25 protein-coding genes and 2 riboswitches are annotated in these 23,620 nt (G+C 43.4%); of the genes, 21 read left to right on the forward strand and 4 right to left on the reverse strand.

The window, feature by feature from the left end:
* The first annotated feature begins 158 nt into the window (after positions 1-158).
* Together CSV80_RS06405 and CSV80_RS06410 are read left to right on the forward strand one after the other, a co-directional pair.
* Positions 159-1,871 carry a methyl-accepting chemotaxis protein gene (locus CSV80_RS06405; protein ID WP_099670200.1) on the forward strand — a complete coding sequence of 571 codons (1,713 nt, stop codon included), beginning with the start codon at positions 159-161 and terminating at the stop codon, positions 1,869-1,871.
* Between the two features lie 107 nt (positions 1,872-1,978).
* Positions 1,979-2,329: a YolD-like family protein gene (locus CSV80_RS06410; protein ID WP_099670091.1), complete on the forward strand. Its 351-nt coding sequence runs from the start codon at positions 1,979-1,981 to the stop codon at positions 2,327-2,329.
* A gap of 34 nt (positions 2,330-2,363) precedes the next feature.
* Here CSV80_RS06410 and CSV80_RS06415 read toward each other — a convergent pair whose 3' ends face one another.
* Positions 2,364-2,741, reverse strand: coding sequence for a nucleotide excision repair endonuclease (locus CSV80_RS06415; RefSeq protein ID WP_099638960.1), 378 nt, complete (start codon positions 2,739-2,741; stop codon positions 2,364-2,366).
* A 116-nt stretch (positions 2,742-2,857) separates the two neighbouring features.
* Between CSV80_RS06415 and CSV80_RS06420 the strand changes: the two genes are divergently transcribed.
* The 8 genes from CSV80_RS06420 to CSV80_RS06450 all read left to right on the forward strand — a co-directional run bounded on the left by CSV80_RS06420 (position 2,858) and on the right by CSV80_RS06450 (position 7,519).
* A complete protein-coding gene (locus tag CSV80_RS06420) occupies positions 2,858-3,478 on the forward strand; it encodes a DUF3298 and DUF4163 domain-containing protein (protein ID WP_232321234.1) in 621 nt (206 codons plus the stop codon).
* A gap of 88 nt (positions 3,479-3,566) precedes the next feature.
* On the forward strand, positions 3,567-4,577 hold the full coding sequence (locus tag CSV80_RS06425; RefSeq protein ID WP_099670092.1) for a proline dehydrogenase family protein: 1,011 nt from the start codon (positions 3,567-3,569) through the stop codon (positions 4,575-4,577).
* 374 nt (positions 4,578-4,951) lie between these two features.
* Entirely contained in the window at positions 4,952-5,374 is a 423-nt protein-coding gene (locus CSV80_RS06430) for a hypothetical protein (protein WP_099670093.1), read from the forward strand.
* A 27-nt stretch (positions 5,375-5,401) separates the two neighbouring features.
* Complete coding sequence (locus CSV80_RS06435; RefSeq protein ID WP_099670094.1) at positions 5,402-5,872, forward strand: GNAT family N-acetyltransferase; 471 nt, start codon at positions 5,402-5,404, stop codon at positions 5,870-5,872.
* A 19-nt stretch (positions 5,873-5,891) separates the two neighbouring features.
* Positions 5,892-6,110 carry a hypothetical protein gene (locus tag CSV80_RS06440; protein WP_099670095.1) on the forward strand — a complete coding sequence of 73 codons (219 nt, stop codon included), beginning with the start codon at positions 5,892-5,894 and terminating at the stop codon, positions 6,108-6,110.
* Positions 6,111-6,132: 22 nt separating this feature from the next.
* Positions 6,133-6,306, forward strand: coding sequence for a hypothetical protein (locus CSV80_RS17620; RefSeq protein ID WP_199083933.1), 174 nt, complete (start codon positions 6,133-6,135; stop codon positions 6,304-6,306).
* A 45-nt stretch (positions 6,307-6,351) separates the two neighbouring features.
* The gene (locus tag CSV80_RS06445; protein ID WP_099670096.1) at positions 6,352-7,008 is read left to right on the forward strand and encodes a bL19 family ribosomal protein; all 657 of its coding nucleotides are present in this window, start codon (positions 6,352-6,354) and stop codon (positions 7,006-7,008) included.
* 73 nt (positions 7,009-7,081) lie between these two features.
* The gene (locus tag CSV80_RS06450) at positions 7,082-7,519 is read left to right on the forward strand and encodes a hypothetical protein (RefSeq protein WP_099670097.1); all 438 of its coding nucleotides are present in this window, start codon (positions 7,082-7,084) and stop codon (positions 7,517-7,519) included.
* An 84-nt stretch (positions 7,520-7,603) separates the two neighbouring features.
* On the opposite strand, the gene CSV80_RS06455 is transcribed toward CSV80_RS06450, so the two are convergent.
* On the reverse strand, positions 7,604-8,620 hold the full coding sequence (locus tag CSV80_RS06455) for a DUF1646 family protein (RefSeq protein WP_099670098.1): 1,017 nt from the start codon (positions 8,618-8,620) through the stop codon (positions 7,604-7,606).
* Positions 8,621-8,720: 100 nt separating this feature from the next.
* Between CSV80_RS06455 and CSV80_RS06460 the strand changes: the two genes are divergently transcribed.
* From CSV80_RS06460 to deoC, 5 genes are all read left to right on the forward strand, one after another.
* On the forward strand, positions 8,721-8,981 hold the full coding sequence (locus CSV80_RS06460; RefSeq protein WP_099670099.1) for a hypothetical protein: 261 nt from the start codon (positions 8,721-8,723) through the stop codon (positions 8,979-8,981).
* Positions 8,982-9,790: 809 nt separating this feature from the next.
* Positions 9,791-10,732 carry a DNA-binding transcriptional repressor DeoR gene (locus tag CSV80_RS06465; RefSeq protein ID WP_099670100.1) on the forward strand — a complete coding sequence of 314 codons (942 nt, stop codon included), beginning with the start codon at positions 9,791-9,793 and terminating at the stop codon, positions 10,730-10,732.
* Positions 10,733-10,927: 195 nt separating this feature from the next.
* Positions 10,928-12,109 carry a NupC/NupG family nucleoside CNT transporter gene (locus CSV80_RS06470; protein ID WP_099670101.1) on the forward strand — a complete coding sequence of 394 codons (1,182 nt, stop codon included), beginning with the start codon at positions 10,928-10,930 and terminating at the stop codon, positions 12,107-12,109.
* A gap of 37 nt (positions 12,110-12,146) precedes the next feature.
* Positions 12,147-13,451, forward strand: coding sequence for a pyrimidine-nucleoside phosphorylase (locus CSV80_RS06475; protein ID WP_099670102.1), 1,305 nt, complete (start codon positions 12,147-12,149; stop codon positions 13,449-13,451).
* Positions 13,452-13,470: 19 nt separating this feature from the next.
* Positions 13,471-14,133, forward strand: a complete 663-nt coding sequence (deoC, locus tag CSV80_RS06480) for a deoxyribose-phosphate aldolase (protein WP_099670103.1) — start codon at positions 13,471-13,473, stop codon at positions 14,131-14,133.
* A gap of 358 nt (positions 14,134-14,491) precedes the next feature.
* A riboswitch (cobalamin riboswitch) is annotated at positions 14,492-14,603 on the forward strand.
* A gap of 274 nt (positions 14,604-14,877) precedes the next feature.
* Here deoC and CSV80_RS17625 read toward each other — a convergent pair.
* Positions 14,878-15,033 carry a hypothetical protein gene (locus tag CSV80_RS17625; RefSeq protein ID WP_199083935.1) on the reverse strand — a complete coding sequence of 52 codons (156 nt, stop codon included), beginning with the start codon at positions 15,031-15,033 and terminating at the stop codon, positions 14,878-14,880.
* A gap of 88 nt (positions 15,034-15,121) precedes the next feature.
* Entirely contained in the window at positions 15,122-15,187 is a 66-nt protein-coding gene (gene rpmJ, locus CSV80_RS18155; protein WP_369802809.1) for a 50S ribosomal protein L36, read from the reverse strand.
* Positions 15,188-15,437: 250 nt separating this feature from the next.
* A riboswitch (cobalamin riboswitch) is annotated at positions 15,438-15,579 on the forward strand.
* Positions 15,580-15,758: 179 nt separating this feature from the next.
* On the opposite strand from rpmJ, the gene CSV80_RS06485 reads away from it, so the two are divergent.
* The 6 genes from CSV80_RS06485 to CSV80_RS06510 are packed head-to-tail and all read left to right on the forward strand — an operon-like array spanning position 15,759 to position 23,620.
* A complete protein-coding gene (locus tag CSV80_RS06485; protein ID WP_233208469.1) occupies positions 15,759-17,780 on the forward strand; it encodes a DUF4430 domain-containing protein in 2,022 nt (673 codons plus the stop codon).
* 18 nt (positions 17,781-17,798) lie between these two features.
* Entirely contained in the window at positions 17,799-19,634 is a 1,836-nt protein-coding gene (locus CSV80_RS06490) for a prenyltransferase/squalene oxidase repeat-containing protein (RefSeq protein WP_099670105.1), read from the forward strand.
* A 9-nt stretch (positions 19,635-19,643) separates the two neighbouring features.
* Positions 19,644-20,183, forward strand: coding sequence for a DUF4430 domain-containing protein (locus CSV80_RS06495; RefSeq protein WP_099670106.1), 540 nt, complete (start codon positions 19,644-19,646; stop codon positions 20,181-20,183).
* A 15-nt stretch (positions 20,184-20,198) separates the two neighbouring features.
* A complete protein-coding gene (locus tag CSV80_RS06500) occupies positions 20,199-21,068 on the forward strand; it encodes an energy-coupling factor transporter transmembrane component T (RefSeq protein ID WP_099670107.1) in 870 nt (289 codons plus the stop codon).
* Positions 21,041-22,672, forward strand: a complete 1,632-nt coding sequence (locus CSV80_RS06505) for an ABC transporter ATP-binding protein (RefSeq protein WP_099670108.1) — start codon at positions 21,041-21,043, stop codon at positions 22,670-22,672. Before CSV80_RS06500 ends, CSV80_RS06505 begins: the two co-directional genes overlap by 28 nt.
* A gap of 3 nt (positions 22,673-22,675) precedes the next feature.
* Positions 22,676-23,620: an AAA family ATPase gene (locus tag CSV80_RS06510; RefSeq protein ID WP_099670109.1), complete on the forward strand. Its 945-nt coding sequence runs from the start codon at positions 22,676-22,678 to the stop codon at positions 23,618-23,620.

Genomic DNA, 23,620 nt, shown 5'->3' on the forward strand with positions numbered 1-23,620 from the left:
AAAACAGTTGTGACACGATAATAATACCTACATCTTACTCCTTATTTTAAAATTAAAGAGTTTTTCATTTTCTTCTTTTTAATTGTAGACTGATAGCGTATGATAAAGACAACGAATGAACTAGATAAACCAAATAGGAAGGGTGGGCATAAGGTTTGATGAAAGTTAAAGATTCGTTAACGTTTCAGCTAGGTTCTATTATAGCTGGAATCTTGGTGGTGATGTTAATCATTACATCACTTGCTACATATAAGACTGCTTATGACAAATTGTATGATGCTGCAGGAATTGAGGCGTACGGCTGTGCCAATATTACTACTGGATTGATTCGACCTGGTGATATGGAAAAGGCATTGGCTGGCGACGTCGACACACAAAATGAACTTGGGAAGACATTGAACTGGACAACTGAACATAAGAATATATTTGAAACACAATATATTTTGGATTTGGATGGGAAAATCATTGCCCTCGACGATAATCTGAAAGCAAGTGGATTTAAGCCGGGAGACCAGTTCCATTTAGACAAAGAAGCGATTGCCGATCTACTCGAACATCGACATTCGACGTACTCTCAGCCTTACGAGTATGGCGGTATAGAGCGGCTTTCGGGTTATGCGCCAATACACGAAGACCAGGATGCGAGTAAAGAAATCATCGCAGTCAGCGTAATTGATTTCGATGCCGATATCGTCAAACATCGTACTTGGGATGTTGTACGCGACGGTATCTTGATCAGTATTATTCCCATGATACTTGCTTCAATTGGAACAGGATTCTTGATTCGTCGGAAAACGAAGCCGATCACGAGCTTAATTGAGCAGGCGAAGGAAATTGCGGATGGTAACTTGGCGGTCCAACCGACAGAAGTGAAATCACAAGACGAAGTGGGCGACTTGGCTCGTACGCTGAATCGTATGACGGTGAACCTACAAGATATGATCGCGACGATGAATACGACATCGCAGCATTTATCCGAAAACGCAGGGGAAACTTCTGCATCACTTTCCGAAATGCGTGAAGCGATTACGATGGTTGCACATAATATCGAAGAAGTCGTCACAGCCGTTACGGAAGGTACGTCAACTGCGGAGCACGCAACAGGTATTCTTACGGGATTAGCAAGTGGTTTAAACAATACGAAACAAAGCGCTGATTCGATGCTCGTTAACTCCAATGAAACGATGAAGATTGCACTAGAAGGCGCAAAACGCGCAGAGGAAATTAGCTATGATATGGAATTAATTCGAAATGGTTCACAACAAGTTGGAGATACGATTCAAAACTTGGTGGAATCTACGACGAAGATCCAAAACATCACGGGTTCCATCGCAGGAATCGCAGCTCAAACCAATTTACTTGCACTGAACGCATCCATTGAAGCGGCGCGTGCAGGTGAACACGGTAAAGGCTTTGCGGTAGTGGCGGAAGAAGTACGGAACTTGGCTGAGCAATCGAATCAGGAAGTACTCGAAGTAGAGAAGCTGGTGAAGGATATTTCGGATCGCATCCAGCAAGTCATTACTTCTACGTCGGAAAATACGAAACATATCACGAAGGGTACTGAAACAGTGAAGCTTACGTCTCAGTCATTGAGTAATATTTCCGTAGCAGTTGGAGAAACTGTCAAGGAAATCAAGAATATCTCTAACTTGATGACGTCAGAAGCTGCGAAATCAACAGAAGCGGTACAGTTGATCGAGCACTTGACGCACGCTGTACAAAATATTGAAGACATGACCAATAATATTGCAGCAGCTGCCGAGCAAACGACAGCGAGCATAGAAGAAATTTCAGAACGTTCTACGCAGACCAATCAAATGGCGCGTGAACTGGAAGTGTTTGTCGGTTCATTCGAATTACCTAAATAAACACTTGGCCATCGCATGTAAAGCGATGGCCTTTTTTACCATTGATTTTCGAATGTACGTTCTGTATAATACGAACATACATACGCTTAGGAAATGGGGAATATCTGATGGAAAGGAACCGAGATAGAGGGAAATTGAAGTGGACGTCGCTCATGCTGCCTGAACACCTCGAGAGACTACGCGATTGGCAATGGGAAGATGAGTATATTGAACGGCCTGAGTTAACCGATTGGGAGCTACAAACGATGCAAGAGACACTTGAAGTAGCTTGGCGCAGACGTGGTGAGACATGGATTAAAACTTGGCATGATGGAGAAGTTCGCTTTCATCAAGGGGAGATTGAAGCGCTCGACTTGCAGACGATGACCATTGTGCTGCGTGATCCATTCGGAACGGAAAGAATTCATGTAGCAGATGTGGTAGATGTCCAGTTATCGAGAGGAGCAGATGGTTTTTAACCAAAAATAAAAGCCGTCTGCGAAGGCAGACAGCTCAGTCTCTGAAAAATGCTTTTTCTACGTTGTATTTAGCTTGCTGTGTGTTGATTACGTATGTTTCGTAGATTTCGCGTTCCATTGGGTCATCGATGATAATAGCGGAAATCTTTGCTACTTCCTCACGGTGATTACGTAATGGAGACACTTGATCGTCAAAATGCTTTTTCAGACGTGGACGTAATTTTCTTGCTTTTCCTACGAATAACAACTCGTCGCTTTGGTTGAAGAACAACAAAAGGCCGCCTTTATCACGTGGAATATCATGAAAATCGATGAAACCATAAATTGGCTTAATTGGCGTTTCATCCGGTCCCATTTCTTGTTTTCTGCGAACGATCGTTACGTCCGGTTTAGGTAATGTAATATTGATCATTTTACTTCACATCCTTATATCAGTCAGTGTTTATCCTATCATACGACCCCGGAAAAAGCGAGAAACTTTCTGTCCGTCCCTTGCATATAGTAGACAAATGTCTTGGGAAGGATGAAATGATGAAAAACCCTGCTGTTATTCAAACGTATCACATATCAAATAGAAGGCCAAAAGTGGATGTATCTTATCCCGTCATCACACAACTGGATGATCCAAAAGTCCAACAGAAACTAAATCAAGTACTGTTCAAAGAAATGAATAAAATGCTAGAGGATAATAATTATTATGATCCAAGCCTTGTGGAGATGGTCGCAACGTACGAAATCAAAAATAATCAGCGCGATCTCTTCAGTATCAACTTGATTGTCTATTCGTTCACTGGTGGAGCGCATGGAATGACCTACGTCAAATCTCTGACGTTCGATACGAAGACGGGAAGGCAATACAATCTACAAGATCTGTTCAAGCCTGGCAGTCCTTATGTACAGCGGATATCGGAATATGTCAGACGCCATATTCAGCAATGGAAAACGCCGGTGCTTGAGCCATTCACTAAAATCAAGCCTGATCAAGATTTCTACATCGCAGACACGAGTCTAGTGGTCTACTTCCAACTATACGAAATTTCACCTTACGTAGCCGGCTTCCCATATTTCCCGATTCCCTTGCTCGATTTACAGGAGATCATTAAACCGAATAGTCCAGCAGACCGAATGCTACCGTTCATAGGAACTTGAAAATAACTGAACGAACAAATGTATAGGTTTACATGACGGAATAGTGTTATAATTTCGATATACGAAATATACAAATGAGGTGGAAACTATGCTAAGAAATTTCTTTATTGGTTTATCTGAAAATCAACTACTGAATCAAGCTGCCCAAAAATACGGCTTTCAACTAGGGGCCCAACAAGTCGTGGCAGGAACTAACATCGAAGAAATGATTACTAGTGTTAAAGAACTCAATCTAGCAGGCATTTCATGCACGATCGACAATTTGGGTGAATTTGTGTACGAAAAGAGCGAGGCCATTGAAGCGAAAGAACAAATCTTAGCGGTAGTGGACGCAATCCAAGAACATCAAGTAGATGCGCACATCTCGATCAAACCATCACAGCTCGGCCTCGATATTGATTATGCGTTTTGCAAACAACAAGTAGAAGAAATCGTCAAACGAGCAAACAAGGTAGGAATGTTTGTTAATTTTGATATGGAAAATCACTCACGACTTGAACCGACGTTCCGTTTACTAGACGAATTAAAAGCAAAGGGCTATGAAAACGTCGGAACCGTTATCCAAGCTTATTTTCACCGGGCGTTAGGTGATACGAAAAAATACAACGATACACGCATCCGTCTAGTAAAAGGTGCGTATAAAGAGTCACCGGACGTTGCGTATATAGATAAACAAGATATTGACGAAAATTATATTAAGATCATTGAAGAACACTTATTGCACGGAGCGTTTACATCGATTGCGACACATGACCATAACATCATCAATCATGTGAAGCAGTTTGTGAAAGAACATGATATTTCACGTGATCAATTCGAGTTCCAGATGCTGTACGGCTTCCGCCATGAGTTGCAGTTGCAGTTGGCGAAAGAGGGCTATAATTTCTGTACATACGTACCGTTTGGCGAGGACTGGTACGGGTACTTCATGCGCAGACTGGCGGAGCGTCCGCAAAATATGAACTTGATGGTGAAGCAAGTGTTCAATAAGAAAACAAATACTATGATTGGCCTAGTCGCCGGCGCGTTTGTGCTTGGGCGATTAAGCAAGCGTGGGAGTGACGAGAAACAAGATGGTGGTTGGGTGAAGTATCGTTGAGCGGTAGGATAGGGGCAACGTGGATTAACATTCCAGGTGGATGCGCTCATACATTCGTTCAAGCGCTTATAGCTTATGCTTGATCGCTCAATGTTACTAATATCCGCTCTATCGTCGTCCGTAAGCGCTCTATGACGTGTGATTACCGCTCATGCCTGCAACCGCTCAATACACGGTCGCGTTCTACTATTCTCTGAGCTAAATGCAAGATAGTAACAGTGAGTCAGTTATCCCTTTCTTCTTCGCATTCCAAAACACTGCTTTCCTGCAGTGTTTTTTTGTACTCACTTTACAGAAAACATGGGAAATAGTAGTGTTAGAGATAGTTAAAGTACTATTCACTCTTCAAAACACCAAAGACAGGAGGAGAGTTGATGAAACAACTTTTGGTCATGGTTCTCTGTGCAACGTTACTGATCGGATGTAACACGAATCGAACATTATCTTACGAGGAAGTCACCATGAAGGACTTGGATAAGGGTGATCAGGTATTCTACCAACACGCGCAGGCTGAAAATGGCGTGTATTTATTTTACGACACGTCAGACGATAAATTGGTCATTTATTTTAACACCTCTCATGAAAATCAGGAAGATTACGCCATGGACTTTACAAACTTTGATGTAGAAAGCGATGGAGATACGTTGCGCATTCTGTATGATAAAAATCAAGACGAGGGTGAATCAAAAACTTTTCAAGAACAGCAATTCCATGAAGTTCACTTAGACAAAGAGTATGAAACGATCGAGCTGTTTGAGAATGGAGATATGGCAGCATTCACTTCTATCTATTCATAATTAATATAAAATGAAATGAGGACAGTTATGAACATTATAAAAGCGAACATATCTGACGTTCCTATCATCCGTGACGTGATGATTCGCGCGTTTCGTGAATATGAGCAGGCCACACCTCCGACGAGTGCTTTGAAAGAGACCGTCGAAAGTATCACCGCTGAAATGCAAAGTGGTGTAGAGGCGTTGATTGGCTATATAGAAGAGGAGCCGGTCGCGATGGTTCGTTTTCGATTAGAAGATGAAAGCCTCTATTTTTCTAGGTTCTCTGTCGTGCCGGAAAGACAAGGTCAAGGCATCGCGAAAAAAATACTGCGATATTTAGAGGAGTATGCGACGCAACAAGGGAAGAGAGTAATAGTATGCAAAGTGCGAGCAGATGTCCCGAAAAACATCTCACTCTATCAATCGATCGGCTATCACGTGTGTGAAGAATCTGTACTACATAGAACGGATGGTACGTCGATTGCCGTAGTGTCTATGGAGAAATCGCTATCCTGAGCAGTGGGGGGGCGTACAAGTGCAGAAACAAAAGAAAAACACCCGCGATGTATTGCAATACTTGGCACTCATCATTGTCTTGGGATCACAAATTGTCCGTCTGATTCTGTATATCACGGAAGTAGCATATTCGATTCCTGAAAAGACGTTAAATTTATGGGTATACATAGGATGGGGAGTCGCAATCGCTATATTATTAGTATCTTATCTGTTTCCAAAAAAGGAGCAGTCAGCATGAGTCGTGAAAGGAGGAAATACATATGCACAACGACAACAATCTGTTTTTTTCGTTTCTATCTATTTTAAGCGTATTCATATACATCATCCCGATCGCATTCCTAATATTTACTGTATGGTTTGCGTTGAAATTCCTTAAATTACAAGAACGTAAGAATGAAATCCTTCAATCGATCGCAGACAGACTCAATAAGTAGAAGTAAGAAGATGAACATTTCAATTCAAATAGAAGGAGAAACACCGTGATAAAAAATAGAACCGCACTTATAAGCGCCGTGGTACTTCTTGCCGTTTGCATGTTTTTATTTTTCCCCTACCCAAATAATCCGTTAATCGGAGCTACCGTGACATTCATGTCGTTTCCCATTCAAGCCGATGACAGACTCGTTTGGAAAGGACTAGTAGGCACTCTTTTATTCCTGATCGCGATGGCGCTGCTGATTTACGGATTGAAGAAATTTTATGTTGTGTTAGCTGTGCTTGTGCTCTTCCTGTATGCACTGATCCCGGTATATCTCATTACGGCATATCAAGAAACATTAGCGAGCGGTATTGGAGCGATTTCCTATGACCAGAAAGGCAAGTGCGCATTTGATACGTTGGACGATAATGAACGGATGAATGGAGACTGCCAGTTGACTTTGAAAAATCACAGCAAAAAACCCGTATCGTTCGAGCTGGAGTTCTTGGACACTGGGTTTGGCCAAGATGAAATGAAAATGGTATCACTGATGAATATAGCAGGTCCCTATAAGATGACAATTGAAGGAAATCGGACAGAATTCATTGAGCTCAATGAAATTTTGGACGTCTCGGACGTGCCGGATCGTATCTATAGCGGCTCAACATCCGATGTACACTTCAAGATAATAGAAGAAAAGAAAGAACGTATTTTTTAATGTAGATAAGAAAATGAGGATTGAATATAGCCGACAATAGGGTATTCAATAAAATAGATAAGGAGAGGATCTCATGCTTCGAAAACTATTTTATATTACGTTTTTGGCAGTTGTACTGGCAGGTTGTCAGACCGCAAATAAGAACAGTACATCGAATACGCCACAAGAGGCAATCGAACAGCTTCATGCTGAAGAAGGGTTTGCGGAAGTCGTGAAATTGTACCGGACAGTGGAAATCGATAATGATAAGGTAATCACTGTCTATAAAGGGTTATTGGATGAAACGGAAGAAATATTTGTCGCAAAGTTGAACAAAGAGAAAGATGATACATGGACGGTAACGGATGCGATTGGAATCGGCATGCCTTCCGAAGAGAACATAGGGGAGAGTATCAAAACACCTTCGTTTGAAGCGGGTTTCACAAAGAAGAATAACGCACCGAGTCCTAATACTAAATTGGTTCAGACGGATGACAAAAAGTATAGAGTCTGGGTGAAAGTAATCGAGTAACACGAAAAGACCGCCAGCTGAGGTACCCCTAAAGTTAGAGTCGCAATCTAACTCTTGGGGTGCACTTCACAACGCGGTCTTTTTTCATTGTCTGCTAAGTAAAATAACAAAATAGACGACCATCGCGAGCAATCCAAGCGGTACACCGACCCGTGCCCATTCGCCACTGCGAATATTGAGCTTACCTGCCGCAATGATATTGGGGATATTACCCGGAATCAACATCCCGCCACTAATAAGTAAACCGAGTAGCAGCGCTTGTATCGTGGATTCGTCCATCGCGGGACTGATTTCCGCAGCAGCGAGCGTCGCGTTGTCGAGTACAGCTGAAATCATATTGATCCAGTAAAGTGTCAATGGATGAAGATCGAGTAAATACAGTGTAATCAATGGCTCAAATCCTGCGCCAAGCAATGTTAATGCCAACACAAATATATACACTTTCACTCCGCGCCCGAAAATACTTATGTATGACTCTGCCGCTTGTCCGGAAGAACGGTACCGCGGGCGGTTGCGTGGGCGAATTAGGAAGAATGCGAGCAGTCCGAAGACGAATACACCGGCTAGAATATCTGTCCCAAGCAAGTTCATTAAGTAATAAAAGTCTTCATCCAGTTTATTCGTCGCAATCGTCGAAAGCGGCTCCCCGATCGGTGTCAACACCGCGCCCAGGCCGATTGCGTAACAAGCTAAGATCACGAAGCGGATTTCTGATATTCGGTCCATTTGCAAGACGGACGCGATAGCTACGAGGACTAGCGCCGCAATGATCGCAGTGATAATACTGGAAATTAAGCCTAATCCCATAATAATTAGCGCTAAGTATAAGCGGAATGGAATGATTCTGCTCCCTGATAATACTGCTTTCTCAAATGGATGTCGTATCCAGCGAAACACGATTCCTGCTACAAGGACCGCAAACGTAATATGCAAAGGATCGTGTAACGCCTTATTCCACAACTCCCACTGAAACACTCCGCTAACAAATGCCGCAGCACAACCCATGACGAATAAAAACAATTCCAAATTACGTTCAATGCGAGGGATCGTAAATGGCAGCACTAACACCAATCCTAAAATAATGAGCAATCCAGTGACCATAGGCATCTCCTTTCAGCAATCTTTCTTCTACACTGTATGCAAAACGCCGATTCATCTTGCATACAGTCTGAATAGAATAGAAAAAGAGGAGGGACACGCATTGGAAGTTTCAGATATTGTACTGATACCCGTTATTATCGGATTAACAGAAATTTTAAAAATGTATGGATTGCCAAAGAAACTGATTCCGATCTTTTCTTTACTACTAGGCATCGGTGGCGGGATCTTCTACTTGTTTCCGCATGATTGGAAGTCGGGGATACTAGGCGGATTAATTATGGGACTGTCGGCAAGCGGGTTGTATTCGAGTGGGAAGACGATTGTTAGGAAGCCGCCGTGTGATGAGGAAGATGAGAAGTGATTTTCACAAAAATAAGCCCCTTGTTTGTGTCATGAATGGACATGAATGAGGGGCTTTGTTGTTTGGTGCGTATATGAATGCTAAAGATGCTGAAGTTAATCACGGTCTTTACTGTTGTAGTTTGCTATTTGATCCTATAATTTTTACGGAGACGTCACTTTTGGGGCATTATAGCACTAGTAGTACTAACATTATTACTGATTTATGATTCCTTCCCAAAGTTGGTTTCTTTTATATATATACCCCAATCAATACTTATTGGACTCATACTATTGATTTCCTTCATCAGCCTCATTATGAATCACTTTCAAAAAGAGGATGTCTCAAGATTCAATCCTCTATGGCAAGTTATATTACTGACGGATTTCTTTGTATTAGTTATTATCTTTTCTTTAGTAGGGGGTATTTCACGAGTCGATTTATCTTTAACAAATCCCTTTGTTTGGATAATGTTTATCATAAGTGTTTTTGATATTGTAAAAGGATATAAGAAAATAAAAGTTGATCCAAAACAGAGCTGATGAGTATAAGAATCAAATCATAGAGAATGAGTTTTGTTAGTTGTGATGTGAGGTATTTTTGGAATTAAACGGTAGTAGTTGTTTATCCCTGTCATCATTGGATTAATCGGAGTCCTGAAAGTGTACGGATTACCAAAGAAGCTGATGCTGAACTTAAGTGAGTAAAAAAATTGCCTCGCGAGGAAGAAGAGTGAGAGCGGCTTTCCGCTGGTTTACGATTGTGGTATAATCGGCCTGGATATGTAGATTCGGACTCATGATTAGGCCGTTACATAAGGGGGACTTGCATTGGAGATCGATAAAAAGCAACTTATCATAGAAGCAGCCAAACTTTACTATCAATTTGATTATACCCAGCTCGCCATTTCAAAAAAATTAGGCGTCTCAAGGCCGACGGTTTCTCGGCTCCTACAGCAAGCGAAAAAAAATGGCTACGTGAAAATCGACATCATCGATCCATTTCATGATAATAATCAACTAGCAAAATCCTTGCAGCACAAATATCAAATCGAAGAAGTGAAAATTGCGTACTCGGCAGTGGAAGATGAGCGGGATGTGATCCAGGCTATTAGCACAGAAGCGGCGGACTATTTGTATCGAACCGTAAAAGACGGTGATATTCTTGGTGTGACATGGGGCCGGACGATGTATCGGGTGGCCAACGAATTGAAGAAAAAAGATGTAAAAGGAGTCGAGGTCATCCAGCTGAAAGGCGGCATCGGCTTGTCGGACGTCAATACATACGATTCTGAAACGGTTTACAAATTTGCGGAAGCCTTCCATACCATCCCCCGTTACTTGCCGCTCCCGGTCCTAGTCGACACACCTGAAGTCAAAGTCGTGATTGAATCGGACCGGTATATGCACCGGCTCATTGAACTCGGGAGACAAGCGAATATCGCCGTGTTCACGGTGGGCGCTGTCGACAACGAATCGTTGCTGTTCCGTCTTGGCTATTTGACTGTAGAAGAAGAACAGCAACTCCATCAAGAAGCGATTGGCGATATTTGTTCACGCTTCTTCAAACGTACAGGCGAAGTATGTGATACTACCGTCAATGACCGGACGATTGGCATCCGGCTAGAAGAGTTAAAGCAAAAAGAAAAATCCATTCTCGTTGCTGGTGGGAACCGCAAAGTAGAGGCCATCCATGGAGCGCTTAATGGAGGCTATGCGAACGTCTTTATAACAGATCAGTATACGGCACAGGCTTTGTTGCTTCACCAATAGAAACATATGGGAATCCGCTTATTGATAAGCGTGATTCTTTTTTTATTCGGAATGAACAATGTTTCACCTCCTCTGCACATATGCTCAAAGTCTATGATATACTATACATAAAGTCAGGTCGCAACGGCATCCTAAGGAAAATGGTGTGCAAGAAGCAAAGTGTAAGCGTAACCAACATGCAAGGGAGGAAGTATGATGAACGTTGTATTTTATATAACCGGATTGTTGCTCGTGTTAATCGTGGGCTTGATTGTCAGTGTGGACCGTAGGAAAATCCGCTATAAACCGATTGTGATTATGCTGCTGACCCAGCTTGTCTTGACATTTATCTTGTTGAATACAAAAGTGGGCGTAGTCTCCATAGGTTTTGTTTCGGCTTTATTCTCGAAGCTGGTTGACCTTGGGGTAACGGGCGTCAATTTCGTGTTTGGCGGATTGGAAAATGAAGGGGAATACGTATTCTTCTTGAATGTGTTATTGCCAATCGTTTTCATTTCCGTGTTGATTGGTATATTAAATCAATTCAAGATTTTACCGTTCATCATTAAATATGTAGGAATCGTACTGAGTAAGTTGAATGGCATGGGGAAAATGGAGAACTACATAGCCGTATCCTCTGCAGTTCTCGGGCAGTCCGAAGTATTTTTAACTATCAAGGACCAAATGGATGATATTTCGAAAAGACGTTTGTATACGTTTTGTACTTCCGCGATGAGTGCAGTCAGTGTCGCCATCGTAGGTGCATACATGGAAATCATCGAACCGCAGTTTGTCGTAGTGGCGATTGCGCTCAATATTATGTCGGCGCTGATTGTTGCTAGCATCATTAATCCTTATGAATTATCGAAAGAAGAAGATACACTGACGATCGAGTCGAAGAAGAAGCTGTCATTCTTCCAGATGATCAGCGAAAGTATCATGGATGGTTTTAAAGTCGCAGTTATTGTCGCTGCCATGCTGATCGGTTTCATCGCGTTGATGAACGGAATCGATTATCTCTTTGAAATGCTGTTCAACGTTTCCTTCCAGACCATTTTGGGGTATATCTTTGCGCCAATAGCCTTTGTGATGGGCGTGCCTTGGGCGGACAGTGTACAAGCCGGCGGCATCATGGCGACCAAACTTGTCACCAACGAATTTGTGGCAATGTTGAGTTTCACGGAGATTTCGGCAGGCTTGTCAACGAAAGCGGTAGGTATGATATCGGTGTTCCTCGTTAGTTTTGCGAATTTCAGTTCCATTGGGATTATTACAGGCGCTGTCAAAGCGTTGAGCTCAAAACAAGGGGACGAAGTGGCGAAAAACGGTTTGAAATTACTTTTGGGTTCAACATTGGCGTCAGTTCTTTCAGCGACTGTCATTGGGCTATTTTTATAATTGAAATGAAAATTTAAAAACAGGAGTGGTGGATGCTATGCGTATGGTAGATATGATTGAGAAAAAAAGAGATGGACATGCGTTGACAAACGAAGAAATTTCATTTGTCATCAATGGATATACCGACGGCTCGATTCCAGATTACCAAATGTCAGCCTTTCAAATGGCGGTATATTTTCAAGGGATGACGTTGGAAGAAACCGCGCAGTTCACAATGGCGATGGTGGAGTCAGGCGACCAAGTCGATTTGTCTGCTATCGAGGGCGTTAAGGTGGATAAACACTCTACAGGCGGAGTTGGCGATACGACAACTCTTGTGCTCGCGCCACTTGTTGCTGCACTCGATATCCCGGTAGCCAAAATGTCGGGGCGTGGATTGGGTCATACGGGCGGAACACTTGATAAGCTGGAGTCTGTTCCCGGTTTCCATATCGAAATTACAGACAAAGAATTCTTTGATCTTGTCAATACGAACAAAATTGCGGTAATCGGACAATCCGGCAATATTACCCCTGCAGACAAGAAGATTTACAGTCTGCGTGATGTCACGGCTACGGTCAGTTCCATTCCGTTGATCGCAAGCTCAATTATGAGCAAGAAGATTGCGGCGGGATCGGATGCAATTGTTCTCGATGTAAAAGTCGGAACTGGCGCGTTCATGAAAGACCTCGACATGGCTCGTGAACTCGCGGGTGAAATGGTGCAGATCGGAAACAAGATCGGCCGACAGACGATGGCGGTAATTTCGGACATGAACCAGCCGCTCGGTTATGCCATAGGAAATGCACTCGAAGTTAAAGAAGCCGTCGAAACGTTGCAAGGCAATGGCCCGGAAGATTTGCACGAACTGTGCTTGACGCTCGGCAGCCATATGGTTCGTTTGGCAGGAAAAGCGGACTCCACGGAGGAAGCACGAAAAATGCTCGAAGAAGTTATCCAAAACGGTAAAGCACTTGAGGTATTTAAACTGTTCTTGCAGGCTCAGGGTGGCGACACATCCGTCATTGACGATCTATCGAAGCTTCCTAGGGCCCAGTACAAAATAGACGTGCCGGCAAAAGAAGCGGGATATGTCTCTGCGATTACCGCGGATGAAATCGGTACGGCCGCGATGCTTCTAGGTGCGGGACGAGCAACAAAAGAGTCCGAAATCGATTTGGCAGTCGGGCTGGTGCTGCACAAGAAGATCGGTGATTCCGTGGAAGTGGGCGAATCGCTCGTGACGATTCACAGCAATACGGAGGATATCGAAAGCGTAAAAGAAAAGATTTATCATGCCTATGGTGTGTCAGCTTCAAAAGTACAGCCTGTGACACTTGTGCACGACGAAATTACGAGATAATCAAAGGAGTGGTTCGCAAATGAATAAAGCACAAATGATCGACCATACATTATTGAAAGCCGACGCAACGAAAGACCAAGTCGCGGCGCTCATAAAAGAAGCAAAAGACTATCAATTTAAATCAGTGTGTATTAATCCGAGTTGGGTTTCATATGCCGCACAGCAGCTGAAAGGTACGGATGTGTTGGTCTGTACGGTGATTGGTTTCCCGCTTGGCGCGACTACCTCTGCAGTCAAAGCATTTGAAACGAAAGATGCACTGGCGAACGGAGCAGGAGAAATCGACATGGTCATAAACATCGGGGCCTTGAAAGACCGGGATGACGAATGGGTCGAGTCGGATATTCGTGCGGTAGTCGAAGCAGCTAACGGTACATTGGTCAAAGTCATCATCGAAACGTGCTTGTTGACCGATGAAGAAATCGTCCGTGCATGCGAGCTATCCGTCAAAGCAGGCGCCGATTTCGTCAAGACGTCGACTGGATTCTCGACAGGCGGGGCGACGGTACATGACGTGGCCCTTATGCGGAAGACGGTAGGCCCGGATATTGGTGTCAAAGCGTCCGGCGGTGTGCGTAGCGGAGAAGATTTCGATACGCTAGTCGAAGCGGGAGCCACGCGCATTGGCGCAAGCTCGGGTATTAGTATCGTAAAAGGCGAAGTATCAGACTCGAGTTATTAACAGATCCGTTACGGGACTGTTCTGCATATATGCAGGGCAGTCCTGTTTTTATGGGACTAGATAGTAGGAGTTGTCTAGTATTTGGTGGAAAGTAGTAATCATTTCTTTAGCAGCAGTAGGAAAACGTATGCAGTCGAAACATCAAATCTTCGGGCTGCTGTCACAACGGGAATTTTTAATTACATGAGGGCACTAGGAAGAAGATTACTAACACGGGAGAAACAAAGTTAAGAAAGAGACGTATTTCTACATGCGAAAGTGTAAAGGAATTACTTATTAGCTAATCTCAATAAAACAGAATCTCATTTAGACACACCATCTATTGATTTTACCCTGCTAAATTCATATACTGAGTAACAGTTATATAGAGTATTTTGATTTTTTGTTGAGTAAACGAAAAGTAAATAGGAATCAGGTTCAAAACCTGAGTGGTCACGCCAATGTAAACTTGCCATAGTATGTTTGCATGACGTCTTTCGGTAAAGGTTTGAAATGTGTATTATTTAATTTGTGTAGTCTAATTATTGAGCACGCATAGTCCCCATCTCTATCAGGAGGTGGGGATTTTTTACTGAATGATAATCTATTAATGATATGATTAGCAGTGTGTGTAGCAGTTTGATATAGTAAAAAAACGCTGGAAAAGCACCTTGACCACTACATAAACGAACACAGCTATCAGAGTGATAAAAGATTCAGAGAAACCAATTACGATTTGAAACTTGGTAAGTTTTATTTTGCCAATTACTTTTTATGCTGAGCAGCATTTGATCTTTTTCTCTGTTCAATTTCTTTGGTTAGAACTTCATTCATTTCATTATAGGATAGACCAGATTCTGCATTAAGTTTTTTTACTTCGTCTATATTCGTTCCAGCTACCGTATATTTTTTCTTATCCATATGATAATCTCCCTTTACGTTCTATTTTTCGGATAGGCGCCTATTTATGTTCCCTATACTCTTTATGACTGGCATAGAGCATCCTGTATTAACCTTGACTTTGTTTATGTTTGGGATTTTCGCAAATTGGCTTGACAGATGGTCTGACTTTCATGGTTTTTATCTCCTTTATATAGGTGTGCGATAATAGTGAAAACATCTAGGCACAGCAATCTTTTAACTGAATATATAAGTATGATTTCCTATATTTCATTTATTATGTACATTGATTTGAAAAAGCTTTCGCATCAATGGCAACCTCTTTGGAAATAAGAGGTTTTAGTTATAAAAACGCTAAAAACAGAACCCTACTCCAGTTACACCGTCTATTGATTTTACCTTACAAAAACTATATGCTTAGTAACAGTTACATAGAGTATTTTGGTTCTTTGTCTAGTATGCAAAGAGTAAATAGGAATCAGGTGAAAATCCTGAGCGGTCCGGCCACTGTAATAGGGAGAAAATGAGCCCTAAAGTCAGGAGACTTGCCAAAGTATGTAAACATGACACCTTCCGGTAAAGGGTGATTTGTGTATCATTCAATTTGTGCAGTTTAATTATTGAACATACATGGTCCCCATCTCATTCAGGAGGTGGGGACTTTTTGAATTCAATATTATTGCGCACCGTATACCTTTTATAATGAAGAAAGGAAGAGTTGGATGAAAAATACGAAGAATGCATTCATGAAATACAAAAACTATATCTACTACAGCCTTGTCGTCTTACTGCTATTTAGCACAATTACATATGCGACGACTTCTAATGAACAAGCCGCTGCATTTGATTTCAATGAAAAAGTAGAGGCTTCTACGCTGAAATTAGCTGGCGGCGGGGATGAATCTTCCGATACTGATACCAATAAGATGATAGAAAGTGATGCCAATCCAGAAGATGTATCGAAATCACAAGAACCGACAAATACGGACAAGTCACAAGAGAAACCGGAAGAAAAGCCGCAAAATCAACCACTCAACAAACCAGGAACTACCCATGCACCACTTAACTCATCGAAAACGGCTGACAAGACCAATACATCTGCTGAGGGCAACAACAAACCCGCACCAGAGAAAACAAAACCGAATACGAATACAGACATAGAAATCGTCGATGTGGCGGATCAACAAAATCGCTACTTCACGACGAACATCAAAAATAACGAAACAGTCACCGATCCGGTATATGTCGTCACCGTAAACCACTTGGACGATTCTCTCATTCCCCAGGAAATGAACGTGACGTTAAACGGTAAGCAACTGAATGACTTCACAGGCGAAATCACATTCATTGAAGGTACGAATGACATTCAATTCCAAGTTATCTATAAACAATCAGATAATAAACTACTTCGTGTCAGTCAATTGTACCGTGTGACGTTAAATAGTGAAGATATCATCATCACGACGGTCTTAAAAGATCAAACAGTGATGGAAGAGACGCTGACATTCACCGCGACAGCTGCGCAAGGGGAAAAAGATGCGAAGCTGAAAGTGGTAAGTAATCATCAAGAACTAAAACCACTAGCTGGGAGTTCGTATACAGCTACATTAGTTGAAGGGGAAAACACGTTCAAGCTCACCGCGCAACTACATGGAAAAAAAGCGGAACAGAGCTACACCGTGATCTATGAGAAAGAAAAAATCGCTATTTCATTGGAAACAGACTTAAAAGACCAACAAGCAAATAGCGAAGATTTTTCATTCTACGCGAAAGCTACTGCGAATGAAGTGGATGTACCCCTTAAGATTACCGTAAATGATCAACTGGTAAAATCGTCGGACGGCTCGAATTATAGTGTGCAGCTGATGAATGGAGCAAACACAGTCAAAGTCGTTGGACAATACGAAGACGAACAATTGGAACGGCAGTACACAATCACCTATAAAGATCCGAATGTGAATGAAAAACCACAAGTCGATCCGGATGCACCGAAACTGGTGACCGATTTGAAGTCCGGTAGCACAGTTAAAGGGGATATTAAGACGATCAACGTCTGGCCGGTAACCGCTTCGGGTGAACGCATTCGAGGGAAAAACGTTCAAGTGCAAGTCAATGGGGCGAATATTCCGTTCACATGGGATGACAGCGCGAAAACAAGTTATAAACTGACATTGCAGACGGGGAAAAACAACGTCACGATCAAAGTATGGGACGATGAAGCGCGCACGGTAACCGAAACATTCACGGTCACGTCAGTAGCACCAGCAGAAGACGGTGTCATCGGACAAGTCACGATCAGTCTGGAAGCTTCCGTATTAGGTATTCCTTATCTCATCAAGCCGACGAAGATGGATATACACCAAGGCGAAAAAGGTTCTTATATTCTGGATCAGCTACTTCGCAATAATGGATATGAATACGGCAAAACTGGAAACCTCGACAGTAGTTTCTATCTGCGTGACGTCAGTAAGCCAGGCATGCTAAACGGACTCCATATTCCTGATGATCTATGGGAAGTAGTCGAGAAGGTGTCCACCACTTCAAATCGGGACATCTACTCACCAGATAGCCTAAGTGAATTCGATTTCGCAAACGGCTCCGGCTGGATGTATAGCGTCAATGGCGATTACCCGAACTATGGATTCTCGGATGCGTATTTCCTTGATGGAGATGTGGTGCGCGTTCGCTACACCCTACATTATGGTAAAGATATTGGTGGGCACGACAGTTCTGGTACAAGTGATGCGAATTGGGATAAAGAATGGTAAGGAAAGAGAAGTGAAGGAATGAGAAATTTCTATGCATGGCTATTGACAGTCGTAATGATGACGGCGGTACTCCTGCCGTCCGTTGCGTTCGCGACACCTGAAAAAGAAGAATCATTGCTGCACACAATTGAACAAATTATTGCGTGGAAAAAACAAGATGAGAATATTGCAGAGTCTGACCCATTGTTGAGCAAGCCGTTTCTTGCGCATGCGGGGAACACAAACGGCGACTGGTATCCGATAGGCCTCGGCCGTATTGGCTATCCTGACGATTACCAGGCGTATCTCGCGGTCATCAAGAACAATGTGATAGAACGCTATAAAACGAAAGATCAGCTCAGCGATATGAAAGCGACGGAATGGCACCGGATTTCATTGGCGATATTGGCAGTTGGCGGTGACCCGACGGCGGTTGGAGATAGTAACTTAATCGCGGACGGCACGTATAACCGTGGATTGAAAACGTCGTTAGGTGCACAAGGGATCAACGGCTGGATATGGGGGCTCATTGCACTTGACAGTATGCGCTATAAAGTGCCGGATGACGCGGATATGACAAGAATCGAGATCATCAAAGAAATCATCTCACTGCAACTGGAAGATGGCGGATTTTCGTTCTATCAAGACGAAGCAGAGACCGATATGACCGCCATGGCGATTCAAGCACTCGCGCCATATTACCAAAGCACGGAAGAATTCACTTATACACAAAAAGATATAGGTGAGAATGTTACGAAAACGATTCACACGATTGTCGACGAAGCACTAGAAAAGTTATCGGATATGCAAACATCAACTGGTGGCTTCAGCACGCAAGATGACGACAACGTCGAAAGTGCGGCACAAGTACTCGTTGCGCTGACGTCGCTCGGTATCCATCCGAATGAAGACGAACGCTTTAAAAAAGGCGATAACTCCTTGCTTGATTTCATTATGGATTACCAAATGGAAGATGGCGGTTTTGTCCACGCCAAAACATATAACGCGGACAATCCGTCTTCCTTACCAGATGAATCGAACTCGATGGCTTCTGAGCAAGTTCTCTATGCACTTGTATCGCTCTACCGACTGGAAAACGGTTACCGTACGATGTATGATTTCCGTCCTGAAAACCCGCAAGAGATGAAGCAGCAAATGCTGAAGTTGATGGAAGACATTGACGACATCCATGAACATACCGATGCCAAACAGCTGCAGCAATTGCTTGATACATATGAAAACTTTCCTATAGAGGAGCGTTCCTATGTCTACAACTTCCATAAGCTCGCGGAAGCAGCAATAAAGCAATCGATCCAACTCGATCTTCCTGCATTCAGCGAAGCGTATGAAATTAATACGAAAGGCAATGGCGCGATTGCACCGATCTATCAGGAGCAAACCGCGCCACGAAATAGTACCGAACAAGATGTAGAAAAAATAGACGCGATTCCTACACCCTTGACGACAGAGCATTATATTGACGTCGTTTCGATGATCGATCAGTTCGAACAAGCAGACAATAAAGGCGACTTCGAAAAAGAATTGGCTCAGCTATACAAGTACAAAGAAGAGATGGAGAAAATAGAAGCCGAGATCCAAAGCATCAATGAAGATGTACTCGATCAACTGTATCCATTCAATGAATTGACAAGTAAAGATCAAGACAACGTCGATGCGATTCTCGAGCGATTCAACGCATTGTCTCCCTATGATCAAGGAAAAGTCTTGAACTATGAAGACCTCAAGAAATCAAAAACACAAATTGACAATGCCGTTCGAGCACAGCGCATTTCATGGGTGCTCGGAATCGTTGCAGTAGGTTTAATCATCGTAGTGCTATTGAGAATCAAAAAAAGAAGGCGTCAAAGAGATTAGAGGGATATAATGAAGAAAGATCTATTAGTTGTAGGATTCATCCTCTTTATCGTCGGCTGGCTCGTCACGGGAACGAAGATTCAATCCGTGGAAGAGTATTACTTGACCCATATCGACGAAATTACGGAAGACTCGGAGACGGTGACGCTTGAAATACGCAGTGACACCGTTCTCGACGCGATGGACAAGCTGAAACCGGGTCTCGAGAAATATGTGGAACCGGACGGTGAAATTCTTAAAAAAACGGAGTATGTGCTGCGTAGTGGCGATACCGCATTTGATTTACTCGACCGCGCAACACGTCATCACCGCATCCCGATGGAGTACCAAGGAGCCGACTACAATATATACAACAGTATTTACGTCCAAGGCATTAACTATTTATATGAGTTTAATTGCGGTCCGTTAAGTGGCTGGATGTATAAAGTGAACGGCGAATTCCCGAGCCGTGGTGTTAGTCAATACGAACTGCAAGACGGCGATGAAGTGGAGTTCCATTATACGTGTGATCTAGGTAGAGATGTAGATGGTTATATACGAAAATCATAGAAAGTAGGAATCTAGATGAGCGCATTCTCAAACTTTCACCCTATATTGCTACTTGTCTACGTTACAGTCGTTGTTGTCACGATGTTCAGCTCTTTTCATCCGATCATCGTGGCGCTTGCTCTGATCGGTGGCATTCTGTACTTCTTCATGCTGCACGGAATTCGGACCGCAAGTAAAGACGTGGTCTATTACTTTTTCGTCTTTCTGCTAATTGCCGCAGCCTATCCATCGTATGTACATAACGGTTTCACCCCATTGTTTTTCCTTAATGACCACGCGGTGACGTTTGAAGCGGTGACGAAAGGACTTGTCCTAGCAGGGGCTGTTGTCGCCACGTGTTTTTGGGTGAAGAGCTATTTCGAAATATTTACGACGAATAAAGTGCTTGCCGTACTAACACGAGTGTCCGCTAACCTCGGCATCCTCATTTCCATGCTATGGCGTTTCATTCCGTTATTCAAAACGAAATGGCATGAAAAGCAAATGGCACAATGCGGAATCGGCTATTACAAAGTAAACAGCAGAGTGGAAAAATTCCGCCGCGCATTCGCACTGTGGCGCCAGACGCTCATACAGACAGCGGAATTTGTCTTCGTGAAGCCAGATGTCATGAAGGCACGCGGATATGGCATGACGAAAGCGAGAACGCAGTACAGGATGATGCGGTTCACGAAACGGGACGGAATATTGACGATTGGACTTGTGTTATTTCTACTCTATTATATCGGGTACTTCTCGCAGCACCAGACGCAATATTATCCGAAGATCAGTGAACAGACACTAGGTGCAGGGCATTATGTCATCATCGGTTTGCTCATGTTCTTACCGTTTATCTACGAAGCGAAGGAGAGTGTCAAATGGCGATACTTACAGTCGAAAATCTGAACTTCCGTTATGAAGAACATCATGTGTTGCAAGACATTTCCTTTTGGATTAAGCGCGGAGAATTCGTGACACTTTTCGGTCCTACCGGTTCAGGAAAGTCTACGTTATTGAAAATGTTGAAGCGTGAAATGCGGCCGAACGGTAAACTAAGTGGGACGGTGTACTTCAATGGTAAAAAAATCGATGAACTTCCAGCGTCGACTACGGCGACTGCGATTGGCTACATGATGCAAAATCCAGATGAACAAATGGTCATGGAGAAAGTATGGCAGGAGTTGGCATTCGGTCTCGAGAATATGGGCGTCTCGTCGGAAGACATGCAGCGAAAAATCGCGGAAGTCGCCAGTTTCTTCGGTATTCAAAACTGGCTGCATGATAGTATTAGCGATTTATCAGGGGGGCAGAAACAACTTGTCAATCTTGCGGCAGTGCTTGCGATGGAGCCGGATATTTTATTGCTTGACGAACCAACTTCCCAACTCGATCCCATTGCGGCGTCTGAGTTTCTGTCACTTCTTGAGAAAATCAATCGCGAACTTGGCATGACGATTTTAATTGTTGAGCATCGGCTGGAAGAGTTATTACCGGTGTGCGACAGAGTAATGTACATGGAAAACGGCTCGCTTCTATATGATACGACACCGAAATCGATTGGAAACTCCTTGCTTGAAAATCCGATGCTGGACGCACTTACTACGGCGATGCGTGTCTATTATAAGCTCGGATTCCGTAACGAGACGCCGATTACGGTGCGTGATGGAATGGATTTCATTCGGCACTATCCACCGGCCGTTCTACCGACAGATCCGATGAAAAAAAAGCACCCACCGCTCATCACGGTGAAAGATTTATATTTCCGATACAATCGGAAGAGTGATGATCTACTTGCCGATATGACGTTCACCGTACATCGAGGTGAAATCTTCACGATTGTCGGTGGCAATGGAGTCGGTAAGTCTTCGTTACTGAAGGTACTCGCCGGACTGCATAAGCCATATGCAGGTAAAGTATGGATAGATGACGTCGCACCAGGCAAGTGGAAAGGGAATATCGTCTTATTGCCGCAAAACCCTCAAGCTTTATTCATGCACTCGACCATGAAAGAAGAGCTAATCCATGCGGTTCCTGTGCAGAAATTGCCGAAAGAACAGAGGGAATCGACTGTATCAAGTATGATGAAACAGTTGCATATCGAACATTTATCAGAGAGAAATCCGTTTGACTTAAGTGGCGGAGAACAGCAGAAGGCCGCGCTTGCGAAATTATTGCTGCATAAACCGGATATTTTATTGCTGGACGAGCCGACTAAAGGAATGGACGTCATGTCGAAACAGGAAGTGACGGAGTTGATCCGAACGCTTCAAAAACAGAACATCACGACGATTATCGTAACGCATGATATTGAATTTGCAGCAGAAGTATCTACACGTGTCGGCATGCTGTTCGATAAATCACTTATCGCAATCAATAATCCCAAAACCTTTTTCACTTCCAACCGCTTTTACACAACCGCAGCTAGCAAGATCGCACGCGGATTATTCCCATATGCCATCACAGCGGAAGACATCGTTACTGCTGTGAACTTGAACAACAGGAGGAATTAAAAAATGAGCAATCCATCAACACAAGTACTGAATGAAATGAAAAAAGTAATTAACGGGAAAGACGACGTCATACAAAAAGTATGGATGACGTTCTTAGCTGGCGGACATGTACTGCTAGAAGATTTACCTGGAGTCGGGAAAACGACACTCGCGAAAGCGTTCAGCCGAGTTGTCGGTCTCGATTCGAATCGTATCCAGTTCACACCGGACGTCGTCGCGTCTGACGTCATCGGATTTACGATGTTCGACAAAGAGAAAAACGAATTCGTCTTTAAAGAAGGCGCGGTTATGTGCAACTTATTGCTCGGTGATGAAATCAACCGAACGTCTTCGAGAACGCAAGCAGCGCTACTTGAAGCGATGCAAGAGAAACAAGTGACAGTCGACGGTGCAACCTATCCGCTGCCGGCACCGTTTCACGTCATTGCGACGCAAAACCCGTACGGCACAATCGGTACACAACCATTACCGAGCGCACAAATTGACCGTTTCATGACGAAGTTGAGCGTAGGGTATCCGGATTTTGAAGACCAAGTCGACATGTTGAAAAACCGTCAGCAGGCAGATCCGTTATCTTCACTCACACAAGTCCTTACGAAGAACGAGTTGCTTGCGCTACAGCACCAAGTACAGAACTTGTTCATTCACGAAGAAATCTTACGTTACGTCACAGCATTAACCGAGAAAACGAGAAATCATCCATCGATCCACCAAGGAATCAGCCCGCGTGGCGCACTCGCTCTCTGTCAGATGGCGAAAGCGCATGCCTTCCTACAACAACGCGATTACGTCATTCCGGAAGATGTCCACGCTGTGTGGTTGCCGACGAGCCGACACCGCATCGTCATGTCGAGCGTGCCAGGTACTGAACACGAGCAGGATACGCTACTCGAAAAATTACTGCAAAGTGTTGCCACGCCTGATCAAGCAATGCTTGCGACATTTTAA

It is taken from the genome of Sporosarcina sp. P12(2017) (genome assembly GCF_002743035.1).
Classification (GTDB): domain Bacteria; phylum Bacillota; class Bacilli; order Bacillales_A; family Planococcaceae; genus Sporosarcina; species Sporosarcina ureae.